Annotated in this window: 10 protein-coding genes and 1 pseudogene; 5 read left to right on the forward strand and 6 right to left on the reverse strand. The window is 71.0% G+C overall.

What is annotated here, in order from left to right; genetic code table 11:
• Positions 1 to 10 precede the first annotated feature (10 nt).
• On the reverse strand, positions 11 to 1405 hold the full coding sequence (locus ACZ7M7_RS13275; protein WP_472115794.1) for a glycoside hydrolase family 16 protein: 1395 nt from the start codon (positions 1403 to 1405) through the stop codon (positions 11 to 13).
• A gap of 207 nt (positions 1406 to 1612) precedes the next feature.
• Between ACZ7M7_RS13275 and ACZ7M7_RS13280 the strand changes: the two genes are divergently transcribed.
• A complete protein-coding gene (locus tag ACZ7M7_RS13280) occupies positions 1613 to 1900 on the forward strand; it encodes a DUF1905 domain-containing protein (RefSeq protein ID WP_383600777.1) in 288 nt (95 codons plus the stop codon).
• 65 nt (positions 1901 to 1965) lie between these two features.
• Here ACZ7M7_RS13280 and ACZ7M7_RS13285 read toward each other — a convergent pair.
• From ACZ7M7_RS13285 to ACZ7M7_RS13305, 5 genes and pseudogenes are all read right to left on the reverse strand, one after another.
• Positions 1966 to 4070: pseudogene (locus tag ACZ7M7_RS13285) on the reverse strand (MMPL family transporter).
• Between the two features lie 129 nt (positions 4071 to 4199).
• Complete coding sequence (locus tag ACZ7M7_RS13290) at positions 4200 to 4871, reverse strand: response regulator (RefSeq protein WP_383600775.1); 672 nt, start codon at positions 4869 to 4871, stop codon at positions 4200 to 4202.
• Positions 4868 to 6061 (reverse strand): sensor histidine kinase, encoded by a 1194-nt coding sequence (locus tag ACZ7M7_RS13295; RefSeq protein ID WP_383622236.1) that lies wholly within the window; start codon positions 6059 to 6061, stop codon positions 4868 to 4870. Before ACZ7M7_RS13295 ends, ACZ7M7_RS13290 begins: the two co-directional genes overlap by 4 nt.
• 103 nt (positions 6062 to 6164) lie before the next feature.
• Positions 6165 to 6953 carry an IclR family transcriptional regulator gene (locus ACZ7M7_RS13300; RefSeq protein WP_472115798.1) on the reverse strand — a complete coding sequence of 263 codons (789 nt, stop codon included), beginning with the start codon at positions 6951 to 6953 and terminating at the stop codon, positions 6165 to 6167.
• Between the two features lie 45 nt (positions 6954 to 6998).
• Entirely contained in the window at positions 6999 to 7424 is a 426-nt protein-coding gene (locus tag ACZ7M7_RS13305) for a MarR family winged helix-turn-helix transcriptional regulator (protein ID WP_383601208.1), read from the reverse strand.
• A 224-nt stretch (positions 7425 to 7648) separates the two neighbouring features.
• On the opposite strand from ACZ7M7_RS13305, the gene ACZ7M7_RS13310 reads away from it, so the two are divergent.
• The 4 genes from ACZ7M7_RS13310 to ACZ7M7_RS13325 are packed head-to-tail and all read left to right on the forward strand — an operon-like array spanning position 7649 to position 11430.
• Positions 7649 to 8566, forward strand: a complete 918-nt coding sequence (locus ACZ7M7_RS13310) for an SDR family NAD(P)-dependent oxidoreductase (protein WP_472115801.1) — start codon at positions 7649 to 7651, stop codon at positions 8564 to 8566.
• Positions 8567 to 8577: 11 nt separating this feature from the next.
• Positions 8578 to 9453 carry an amidohydrolase family protein gene (locus ACZ7M7_RS13315; RefSeq protein ID WP_472116647.1) on the forward strand — a complete coding sequence of 292 codons (876 nt, stop codon included), beginning with the start codon at positions 8578 to 8580 and terminating at the stop codon, positions 9451 to 9453.
• Between the two features lie 10 nt (positions 9454 to 9463).
• On the forward strand, positions 9464 to 10978 hold the full coding sequence (locus tag ACZ7M7_RS13320; protein ID WP_472115804.1) for an acyl-CoA synthetase: 1515 nt from the start codon (positions 9464 to 9466) through the stop codon (positions 10976 to 10978).
• Entirely contained in the window at positions 10975 to 11430 is a 456-nt protein-coding gene (locus ACZ7M7_RS13325; protein WP_472115807.1) for a MaoC family dehydratase, read from the forward strand. The genes ACZ7M7_RS13320 and ACZ7M7_RS13325 overlap by 4 nt, the downstream gene beginning before the upstream one ends.
• The last annotated feature ends 51 nt before the right edge of the window (positions 11431 to 11481 follow it).

Consider the following 11481-nt stretch of genomic DNA (forward strand, 5'->3'; position numbering starts at 1 on the left):
AAGTAACCCTTCAGCGGCCGAAGTTGAACCAGTTCACGTTCACGAAGTCCGACGGCTGGCCGCTGGTGAAGGTGAGGTGGACGTCGTGGGTGCCGGTGACCCCGCCGATGTTCGCCGGGATCGTCCGCCAGGACTGCCAGCCGCCCGTGTTGCCCACCGCGAAACTCCCGACCGGCGCGTTGCTGCGGCTGTCCAGGCGTACCTCGACCAGCCCGCTGACGCCGTTCGCCGCTCCGCTTGCCACCCGGGCGACGAACTGAGTGGCCGCCGTGGAGCCGAAGTTGACGCCGCGGTACAGCGCCCAGTCTCCGCCTGCGAGGGAGCCGATGTTCTGGCCGCCGCCCGAGTCGGCCGTGGTCTCGGTGCTGACGCCGCCCTGGCTGTCGTACGACTCGGCCTGGATGGCGCTGTAGGCGTCACGGTTGCCCGTCGGCGGGGGAGTGGTGCCGCTGCCGCTGGAGAGCACCTGGACGTAGTCGACGACCATGGAGTGGCCGGGCACGGTCGCGCCGTCCGGGCCGCCGCCGAACGCGTCGACGAAGCCGCCGCCCATCGCCACGTTCAGAATGATGTAGAAGCCGTGGTTGGTGGCGTTGCTCCAGGTCGTCGCATCCACCTGATCGGCCCGTACGGTGTGGTAGTTGATGTCGTCGACGTAGAAGCGGATCTGCTCCGGGCTGGTCGACCGGTCCCATTCCACTGCGTATGTGTGGAAGCCCGCCTGGCAGGTGGTGCCCGGGCAGGCCCGGGAACCACCGATGCCCGTCGTCTCGTTGCACGGCCCGCCGGGGCTCGTACCGCAGTGCATCGTCGACCACACGGTGTTGAGGCCCTGGACGTTCTCCATGATGTCCAGCTCGCCGACGCTCGGCCAGTTCCAGTAGTTGCCGCGGTAGGGCGCGCCCAGCATCCAGAACGCCGGCCAGTAGCCGCGGGCGGCCGCGCCCGTGACGGTCGGCATCTGGATTCGGGACTGCACCCGCAGCTTGCCGCCCGACGGCGGCTGGAAGTCGGTGCGGTTGGTCTCGATGCGGCCGGACGTCCAGTTGCCGGAGGCGTCGCGGCGCGGGGTGATGCGCAGGTTGCCGCTGCCGTCCAGGGCCACGTTGTTCGTGCTGGACGTCATGGTCTCGATCTCGCCGGTCCCCCAGTTGGCGGGGCCGCCGGGGTAGCCGGTGCCGGTCGCGTACTGCCAGTTCGCGGTGTTGACGCCGGAGCCCGCGGAGCCGGTGAAGTCGTCCACGAAGACCTGCGTCCAGCCCGAGGGAGGCGTGGGAGCGTCGGCGTTCGCGGACGGGGAGGCGACCGTGGCGACGGCCGCGGCCAGACCCAAGGTGCTCAGGACGGCGACGAGGCGCCGCAGCGGACGCCGTCGTCTGTGTGGTGTGCCGGAGGTTTCACTCATGGGAGGTGCTGCCTCTCGGGTACGGGGTGTGGGGTGCTCCCGGGAGCAGAGTGAGAGCGCTCTCAAAGTGTCGTCAATGTGCTCCCCGGCACTCCGGTCGTCAAGAGGTGAAGCGGAGAAATCCCTTGCGCCACAGGTAAGTTCACCCTACGAATGCGTCAATGTGCCGGAGCGCTTCGTCCTGCAGAGAGAAGAGGCCCTGAACGCATGGAACTCGCCTTCACCGGCCCGGTGATCGAATGGCGCGGCCCGGCGCCGTACTACTTCCTCAGGGTGCCGGACGAGGAATCCGCCGACATCCGCGAGGTGGCCGCGATGGCCACGTACGGCTGGGGCGTCATCCCGGTCGAGGCGCGGATCGGCGAGGTCGCCTTCGAGACGTCCCTCTTCCCCAAGGACGGCGGCTATCTGCTGCCGCTCAAGAACGCGGTGCGCAAGCCGCAGGGGATCGGGGCCGGTGACGAGGTGAGCGTGGAGATGACCGTCCGCCTGTAGGGCCGGTCCGGGCAGACCCCGGCACCGGCACTCGTGAAGTGCCGGTGCCGGTGCTGCTGCGGGACTCAGACGTTCGTCGGCACGGACGGCTTGGGCGCCGGCGGCTGCTCCTGCAGGCCGAACCGTTCGTGCGCCCGTCGCACTGGTTTCGGCGCCCACCACGCCCGCCGCCCGAGCAGCGCCATCGTGGCCGGGACCAGCAGCATCCGTACGATCGTCGCGTCGATCAGTACCGCGAGCGTGAGCCCGAGGCCGATCTGCAGGATCGGTGCGAAGCCGCCCGTCATGAAGGCGCCGAAGACCACCGCGAGGAGCAGGGCCGCGCAGGTGACCACGCGGCCGGAGCGGCGCAGTCCGGTGACCACGGCTTCCTGGTCGTCGCCGGTCAGCTGCCGCGCCTCGCGCATCCGGGCCAGGATGAACAGCTCGTAGTCCATGGCGAGTCCGAAGGCGATCGCCACGATCAGGGGCGGTGCCGTCAGGCTCAGCGCGCCGAGCCCCTCGCTGCCCAGGAGACCGGCCAGGTGGCCGTCCTGGAAGACCCACACCACCACACCCAGCGCGGCGCCGAGACTGAGCAGGGTGGTGAGGATCGTGCGCAGAGGGAGCAGCAGCGAGCCCGTGAAGGCGAAGAGCAGGGCGAAGATGCCGACCAGGACCGTGACCGCCGCCCAGGGTGCCCGTTCGGCGAGCATCTCCCGGAAGTCGACCAGGCGGGCGGCCGGGCCGGTGACCTCGACCGGCTCGTCGGCGCGCACCTCCCGTATCCGCTCGACCAGGTCGGTGGCCTCCTTGCCGTCGACACTGCCCGGCGGCTGGATGCGGACGACCCTTGCGCCGCCCGGCAGTTCACCGGACCGGGCTGTCGGGGACAGGGCGCGGATGCGGTCGGCCGTCGGGCGTCCGTGCCCGGTTTCAGCACGACGGTGATCGGGGAGACGCCGGTGCCCGGCGGGAAGTGCGCGTCCACGGTGTCGTACAACTGCCGTGCCTCGGTGCTGGACGGCAGCTGTTTGGCATCGCCGAGGTTGATCGACATGCCGGTGACGGGCAGTGCCAGGACCAGCAGGACCGGGACGAGCGTGGCCACCACGGCGACGCGGCGACGGGCCGAGAAGCGGGCCAGGCGTGCGAAGAGCCGGCCCTCCTCGCCGTCCGGCCGCTCCTTCGCCGGGGCGATCTTCCCCCCGAACCTGGCGAGCAGCGCCGGCAGCAGCGTGAGCGCGGCCAGCATGTCGACGACCACCACCGCGGCCACGGCCAGGCCCATGCTGCGCAGGAAGACGCTCGGGAACACCAGCAGCCCGGTCAGGCTGACCGCGACCGTCAGCCCGGAGAAGAGCACGGTGCGGCCCGCCGCGGCGACCGTGCGGTGCACGGCCTCGACCACGTCCTCGGTGGTGCGCCGCTCCTCGCGGAAGCGGACCAGCATCAGCAGGGCGTAGTCCACGGCGAGCCCCAGCCCCAGCATCGTGGTCACCTGGATCGCGTACACCGAGATGTCGGTGACCTCGCTGAAGAGGAACAGCGCCAGGAACGCCCCCGCGATCCCGCTGACCGCGATCACCAGGGGCAGCACGGCCGAGCGCAGCCCGCCGAACACCACCAGCAGCAGGGCGAGAACGACCGGCAGCGAGATCAACTCCGCGTTCCGGACGTCCTCCTGGGCCCGTTCGCCGATCTGGGTGCCCAGCAGTGGGCCGCCGCTGACATGGACTTCGGGCGCGTCGATCTGCCTGATCCGGTCGGCCGCAGCATCGACGGCCGCTTCCTCTGCGGCGTCGTCGAGACCGCCTTCGAGGGCGACGGGGATGATCAGGGCCCGCCCGTCCTCGGCGGTCAGACCGCGGGTGGCGTACGGATCGGGTACGGCGGCCACCCCGGCCAGGGACCGCACGTCGGCGACGGCTCGCTCGACCTGGGCCCGCAGCGCGGGGTCGGACACGGCGGCGCCCTCGACGACGGCGGTGATCGACTCGCCGGTGGGATCGGCACGGTCGAGGTACGCGGCGGCGGCCTCCGACTCGGTGCCCGGGATGTCGGCCACGTTGTCCGAGAGCCGGCTGAAGACGCCCGTCCCGAGGCCGAAGCCGAGCAGCAGGAAGAGCACCCAGAGAGCGATGACGGTGAGCGGACGGCGGGTCGCCGCCCGGGCGAGCGTGGAGAGCACGGTCCCTCCCGGCAGGAAGTCGGTTGCCATCGCTCCCAGACTCGTGCCGGGCGGGTGGTGGGCGGATCGCCGGAGGGAGCGGTTTACGGGCCTCCGTCGTACGGGGGAGAGGCGCCCCCGACTCCCTCGCTAGGGGGATCCGGGAGTCACGAGGCCCATCTCGTAGGCGCAGATCACCGCCTGCACCCGGTCCCTGAGACCCAGCTTGCTCAGCACATTGCTGACGTGGGTCTTCACGGTGTGCTCGCTGACGAACAGGGCCGTGGCGATCTCCGCGTTGGACAGCCCGCGGGCCAGTAGCCGCAGGGTCTCCACCTCACGCCCCGTCAGGACGTCGTCCAGACGCCGCGGGGTGTTCTCCGCGGCGGCCTCCGCACGCCGGCGCCGCACGATGTCCGCGACCAGTCGCCTGGTCACGGTCGGCGCGAGCAGCGAGTCCCCGGCGGCGACGACCCGTACGGCGTGCACGAGGTCGTCGCGCCGCACGTCCTTCAGCAGGAAGCCGCTGGCACCCGCGGACAGGGCCTCGTACACGTACTCGTCCAGGTCGAACGTGGTCAGCATGACCACCTTGCAGCTCGACTGCCCGCACACCCGCCGGGCCGCGTCCAGGCCGTCCATGACCGGCATCCGGATGTCGAGCAGCAGCACGTCGGGCGTGTGCCGCTGCACCGCGGCGACCGCCTCGGCGCCGTCCCCGGCCTCGGCGACCACCTCGATGTCCGGCTGGGCCTCAAGGATCATGCTGAACCCGGCGCGGACCAGTTCCTGGTCGTCGGCGACGACCACCCGGATGCTCATCCCAGGGCCGCCTCCCGGTCGACGGAGGCGGGCAGCCGTACGACCACCCGGAAGCCGCCGTCGGGTCCGCCCCCGGCCTGTGCGCTGCCCCCGCAGGCGGCGGCCCGCTCGCGGATGCCGATCAGACCGTGCCCGCCGTGGCCGTCCGTCGGCCCGCGTCCGTCGTCAGCGATCGTCAAGGTCAATTCGTCCTCCGCCCAGTCGAGTTCGACGGTAGCGGAGGTGGCCTGCGCGTGCTTGACCGTGTTGGTGAGGGCCTCCTGGACCACGCGGAAGACAGCGACCTCGGTGTCCGTGGGCAGCGGGCGGGGCACACCGGACGTGCGCAGCTGCACGCGCAGACCGGTGGACTCGCCGACCTGGCCGACCAGGCCCGGCAGCTCGGCCACGCCCGGCTGCGGCAACCGCCACGGACCGCCGTTGCCCTGCGGCTCCTTGAGTACGCCGAGGATTCTGCGCAGCTGCGCCATCGCGTCCCGCCCGGCGCCGGCGATCGCGTCGAACGCGGCCTCCGCACGCGCCGGATCGCTGCGCACGACGACCGGCCCGGCCTCGGCCTGCACCACCATCAGGCTCACCGCGTGGGCGAGGACGTCGTGCATGTCCCGGGCGATCCGGGAGCGCTCCTGCGCGATGGCCCGCGCGGTGTCGGCGGCACGCTCCCGCTCCAGGCGCCGAGCCCGGTCCTCCAGCTCGGCGGTGTAGGCACGCTGCACCCGCGCGAGCACGCCGAAACCGTACGCGCAGACCACGCTGAGCAGCTGGAACGCGTACTCGAACGGCTGGGGGTCCGCCTTGTGCAGGATGGTGACCGAGACCCCGATCAGCCAACCCGCCAGCATCAGCCGACGCTGCCAGGGCCTGGCCAGGGCGGCCATCGTGTAGAGGACGACCATGCCGCCGTACATCACGTCCGGCGGCGGCGCGTGATAGACGGCCTGCGCCGGCGTGGCCACCGAGACGACGCACGCGGTCACGAACGGCGCCCGCCGCCGCCACACCAACGGCACCGCCGTGGCAGCGCCGATCAGCCAGCCCTGCCAGGTCAGCCGGTGGTCGCTCTCGCCGGGGAAGATCCACTGCAGCGAGACGGCGAACAGCACCAGCGTGGCGAGCGCCGAGTCGACGACATACGGGTTGGTCGTGCGCAGACGTTCGGCCAGGGGAGAGATCCAGGAACGAGCGGACACAGGCGGCTCCTCGGGGCAAGGGCCCTTCCAGTATCGCGAGCGCCCTCACGCCTCGTCCTCACCGACGAGAGGGATATCCGCCGCCGCCTCGCCGCGCGCCTCCCTACGCTCCCGCCTCGGGCTGCCACCCCAACGCCCGCGAGATCCCCCGCGCCGCCAGCCGTACGGCCGGCACCAGTACCGGAACCTGCGCGTCGGCATGCGGTACGACCACGGACACGGCGGCGGCGATCGAGCCGCCCGGGCTGCGGATCGGAGCGGCGACCGACAGGGCGTCGTCGGTGACCTGGCGGCTGCTCACGGCCACCCCGGTGCGGCGCACGTCGGCCAGCATGCGGCGCAGACGGGCGGGGTCGGTGATGGTGTACGGCGTGAAGGCGGTGAGCGGTCCGGCGAGGTACTCGTCCTGGAGCTCCGGGTCGCTGTGCGCGAGCAGCGCGAGGCCGACCCCGGTGGCGTGCAGCGGCCAGCGGGCCCCGACGCGGATGTGGACGCCGACCGCGGAGCGTCCCGACAGCCACTCGATGTAGACGACCTCGGGCCCGTCCTGGACCGCCAACTGCACGTTCTCGTGCGTCGCTTCGTACAGGTCCTCCAGGTACGGCAAAGCGATCTGCCGCAGCGCCGGCCCGCGCGGCGCGAGTGCCGCGAGCTCCCACAGCCGCAGGCCGACGTGGTAGAGGCCGGACTCGTCGCGCTCCAGGGCGCCCCACTCGCTGAGCGCGGTCACGAGCCGGTGCGCGGTGGTCAGGCTCAGCCCGGCCCGCCGGCTGATGTCCGTCAGGCACAGCGCCGGATGCTCGAGGTCGAAGGCCCCGAGCACGGACAGCAGGCGGTCGGGCGCGGAACGCGTCCCTCTGGCCGGCGCGGTCGGCTCGGCGTCAGCGGACATCGGCACCCCCATCAACCCCATCACCCCATCACCCCATCAAACCCGTCACCCCAGGCCGGACTCGGTGACCCTCTGCAGCAACGCGTGCAGCTGCTCGCGCTCGGCGGGGTCGAGGGGCTGGAGCAGCTCGTTGGTGACGCGCTGTCCGGCCTCGTCGGTGTCGCGGAGGAAGGCCCGGCCGCCCTCGGTCAGCACGATGATCCGGCTGCGGCGGTCGTCGGGGGAAGGGCGCCGCTCGGCGAAGCCCAGCTTCTCCAGGTCGTCGACCAGGCCGACGATCGCGCTCGGGTCGTAGCCGAGCGACGAGCTCAGCTCGCGCTGCAGCGCCCCCGGCGTGGTGGCGAGGAACCGCAGGACCGCGTAGTGGCGCAGGCGCAGGCCCGACTCCTGGAGGGAGGCGTTGAAGAGCTGACCGGAGCGCAGGCCGAGGCGGTACAGCAGATAGCCCGTGTCGGCGTGCAGTCCGCGCATCCACGGCTCGTCGGCGTCGATCGGTGCGGGGTTCGTGGTCGGCCGGCTGGCGATGGCGGGCTCCCTGGTCGAGGCCCCCGGTGAGGGGCGTGCGTATGTGCTGCCCCCAGCATGACGCAAGGACGGGTCACCAACAACTATTGACGTCGACAACTATTGTTCCTACCTTCGATCTCGCACCGCCTTCGACATCGAAGTCGCACCCCACCTGAAGGGACCCGCCCGTGCCCAGCATCGATCTCACCGGCAAGGCCGCCGTCGTCACCGGCAGCGGCCGGGGCCTGGGCCTGGCCTACGCCCACGCCCTGGCCGCCCACGGAGCCTCCGTGGTCGTCAACGACGTCGACGAGGCCGTTGCCGAGGCCGCCGTGAAGTCCATCGCCGAAGCGGGCGGCACTGCCGTCGCCGAGGTCGTACCGGTCGGCACGACCGAGGCCGCCGAGCGGCTGGTGAACCGCGCGGTCGAGGAGTTCGGACGGCTCGACGTCCTGGTGACCAACGCGGGCATCCTGCGCGACAAGGTCCTGTGGAAGATGACCGACGACGACTTCGACGCGGTGCTCACCACCCACCTCAAGGGCACCTTCACCTGCGCCCGCGCCGCCGCCGTCCGCATGCGCGAGCAGGGCGAGGGCGGCACCCTGATCCTGGTCGGCTCCCCGGCCGGGCAGCGCGGCAACTTCGGGCAGACGAACTACGCCGCCGCCAAGGCCGGCATCGCCGCCATGGCCCGTACCTGGTCGATGGAGCTGGGCCGCGCGCACATCACCGTCAACGCGATCGTGCCGGTCGCCGCGACCGCCATGACCGAGACGATCCCCGCGTTCGCCCCGTACGTGGAGGCGATGAAGAACGGCGAGCCGCTGCCCGGCTTCCTGCGCAAGGGCGAGGGCTTCGGCAGCCCCGAGGACTGTGCCGCCCTCGTCCCGTTCCTCGCCTCCGAGGCCGCCCGCTCCATCACGGGCCAGGCCATCGGCATCGGCGGGGACAAGGTGGCACTCTGGTCGCATCCGCAGGAGATCGCGGCGGCGTTCGCGGACGGCGGCTGGACTCCCGACACCCTGGCCGACGTCTGGTCCTCCTCGGTCGGCGCCGAGCTCCAGTCGGTCGGCATTCCGGCGCCCAAGTTCCCGGAGGCGTGATGACCCCCTCCATGAACCTCGACGAGCTGGTCGCGATCGACGTCCACACCCACGCGGAGGTCTCCTCCAAGGGCCACTCCTCCCTGGCCGACGACCTGCACGACGCCTCCTCGGCCTACTTCAAGGTCGAGGGCAAGCGGAAGCCGACTCTGGAGGAGACGGCCGCCTACTACCGCGAGCGGAGGATGGCCGCCGTGATCTTCACGGTGGACGCCGAGTCCGCGACGGGCACGCCACCGGTCCCGAACGAGGAGGTCGCCGAGGCGGCCGCCGCCAACGCCGACGTCCTCATCCCCTTCGCGTCCATCGACCCCTTCCGCGGCAAGGCGGGCGTCAAGCAGGCCCGCCGCCTGGTCGAGGAGTACGGGGTGAAGGGCTTCAAGTTCCACCCCAGCATCCAGGGTTTCTTCCCCAACGACCGCTCGGTGGCATACGGCCTCTACGAGGTGATCGAGGAGACAGGGACGACAGCCCTGTTCCACACGGGCCAGACGGGCATCGGCGCGGGAGTCCCGGGAGGCGGCGGCATCCGCCTCAAATACTCCAACCCCCTCCATGTGGACGACGTGGCGGCCGACTTCCCCCACCTGAAGATCATCCTCGCCCACCCGTCCTTCCCCTGGCAGGACGAGGCCCTCGCCGTCGCCACGCACAAGCCGGGCGTGCACATCGACCTGTCCGGCTGGTCGCCGAAGTACTTCCCGCCGCAGCTGGTGCAGTACGCGAACACCCTGCTCAAGGACAAGGTGCTCTTCGGCTCCGACTTCCCCGTCCTCACCCCCGACCGCTGGCTCGCCGACTTCGCGAAGCTGTCGATCAAGGACGAGGTCAGGCCGAGGATCCTCAAGGAGAACGCCGCCCGGCTGCTCGGGCTGACGAAACCGTAAGGGGCGTGACATGCGCAACGAGGGACTGGGGTCATGGCCCGCACGCCGGGCCCGCAAGACCCCGCACCGCACCGCCCTGATCCACGGCGGGACGTCCACGGACTACCGCACCCTGCACACGCGTACGACCCGCCTCGCCCACGCGCTGCGCGACCGCGGCATCCGCCGCGGCGACCGCATCGCCTACCTCGGCCCGAACCACCCCTCCTATCTGGAGACCCTTTTCGCCGCGGGCACGCTGGGCGCGGTCTTCGTCCCCCTCAACACCCGGCTGGCGGGCCCCGAGATCGCGTACCAACTCGCCGACTCCGGCGCCAAGGCCCTGTTCTACGGCCCGTCACACACCGCTCTGGTCGCAGGACTCCCCGGCAGCACCGACGTCCGTACCTACGTCGAACTGGGCCCGGAATACGAGGCGGCGCTGGCGCCGGCGTCAGAGGAACCGATCGACGCCCCCGTCACCCCCGACGACACCTGCATCATCATGTACACCTCGGGGACCACCGGCCGCCCCAAGGGTGCGATGCTCACCCACGGCAACATCACGTGGAACGCGCTCAACGTCCTCGTCGACACCGACCTGATCGCCGACGAACGCGCCCTGGTCTGTGCCCCGTTGTTCCACACGGCGGGCCTGAACATGCTGACCCTGCCCGTGCTCCTCAAGGGCGGCACCTGCGTCCTGGTCGATGCCTTCGACCCGGACGCCACCTTCGACCTGATCGAACGGCACCGGATCACCTTCATGTTCGGCGTGCCGACCATGTTCGACCAGGTGGCCAGGCACCCGCGCTGGCCCGCGGCGGACCTGTCGTCCCTGCGCATCCTGACGTGCGGCGGCTCCCCCGTACCGACCCCGCTCATCGCCGCGTACCAGGAACGCGGCCTGACCTTCCTCCAGGGCTACGGCATGACGGAGGCCGCGCCCGGAACCCTGTTCCTGGACGCCGAACACGCGGTCACCAAGGCCGGTTCGGCGGGCGTGCCGCACTTCTTCAGCGACGTACGCGTCGTAGGGCCGGACCTCGCGCCCGTCGACGTCGGCGAGACCGGCGAGGTCGTGGTCCGCGGCCCCCATGTCATGCCCGGCTACTGGGGGTTGCCCGAGGAGACGGCCGCGTCCTTCGCGGACGGCTGGTTCCGCAGCGGGGACGCCGCCCGCGTCGACGAGGACGGCTATGTCTTCATCGTCGACCGCATCAAGGACATGATCATCTCCGGCGGCGAGAACATCTACCCCGCCGAGATCGAGGACCTCCTCCTCGCCCACCCCGACATCGTCGAGTGCGCGGTGATCGGGGTGCCGGACGACAGGTGGGGCGAGGTACCGCGCGCGGTCGTCGTGCCCCGCGAGGGCGCCGAGGTCGACCCCGACGAGGTGCTGGCCTCCCTGTCCGGCCGGCTCGCCAAGTACAAGATCCCGAAATCGGTGGTCCTCGCGCCCGAACTCCCGCGCACCGCCTCCGGAAAGCTCCTCAAATCCCGTGTCCGTACCCGGTACGGCAAGAGTGAAGGAACCGCATGACCATCACCGTGAACGGCCTCGACGAACTGAAGAAGCTGGCCGGCAGCGACCTCGGCACCAGCGAGTGGATCGAGATCACCCAGGAACGCATCAACACCTTCGCCGACGCCACGGGCGACCATCAGTGGATTCACGTCGACCCGGAGAGGGCGGCGGAGGGGCCCTTCGGCGCGCCCATCGCACACGGATATCTGACGCTCTCCCTCTTCATCCCTTTGTTCACCGAGCTGTTGGACGTCCAGGGGGTGACGACGAAGGTCAACTACGGGCTGAACAAGGTGCGTTTCCCGTCTCCGGTGAAGGTCGGCTCGCGCATACGCCTGGTCGGGCGGCTGGCGGAGGTCGAGGAGGTGCCGGGTGGGGTGCAGGTCGCCGTGGACGGGACGATTGAGATCGAGGGCGGAGCGAAGCCGGCGGCCGTTCTCCAGAGTCTGTCGCGGTTCTACGCCTGAGTCGGGGGCGCATGAGCGCGCAAACGGCTCATTCTTGATTCGGCGGGCGCG

Source organism: Streptomyces sp. NPDC111606 (assembly GCF_055656945.1).